This is a genomic window from Aminobacter sp. P4_D5 (assembly GCF_056401815.1).
In genome coordinates, this window is sequence record NZ_JBFUIP010001258.1 from 1 (window position 1) to 546 (window position 546).

Consider the following 546-nt stretch of genomic DNA (forward strand, 5'->3'; position numbering starts at 1 on the left):
TCACGTAACTGCGGGAGCTTCCGAGCTCTGAGGCTCACCCAGCGGGCAGCCTCCTCGAGAGACTGAAATTCGTCCCGCGCCAGACACTCATCCAGGAGGGCAGCGATGAATGCCCGCTGCACCGACGCAGCCGATGGTATCGGTTTTCTTCCAGGCCCGTCCTGTCTTGGTGCGGCGAAGAGTGCCCCGATCCGCTTGCCGGCTTTGATATCGGACAATCCGAGCTCAAGGCGCTGGAGTGCGGCATACTCCTCCGGTTGGGCACCACATTTTTGGATGAGGTTGATAACGGCCGCGAGTGCGGCCATGACACCTTCATTGTCGCCCTGCCCTTCCGCATCATCCTTGGCGAAAGTTCGACCCGCTTCCTCAAGTGCTACGCGGAACTCGTTCCAAACGTCCGGTGTCGGCGAATTCATCCTGTTCCCCCCGCTGTTTTCGCCGCCTGAGCAGGACGCCCTCGTCCTCCTCTGACAGTGACGGCAGCTTCGAGCATCTTGCCGGCGACGGCGAACAGCTCCTCCGTTTCTACGAGCGCCTTGCCAT

1 protein-coding gene is annotated in these 546 nt (G+C 61.2%); it reads right to left on the bottom strand.

The genetic code is table 11. The annotated features are described in order from the left end of the window. A partial coding sequence (locus AC1DWF_RS37815; RefSeq protein ID WP_476843540.1) for a hypothetical protein occupies positions 1-419 on the bottom strand: 419 nt, incomplete at its 3' end. Positions 420-546 lie beyond the last annotated feature (127 nt).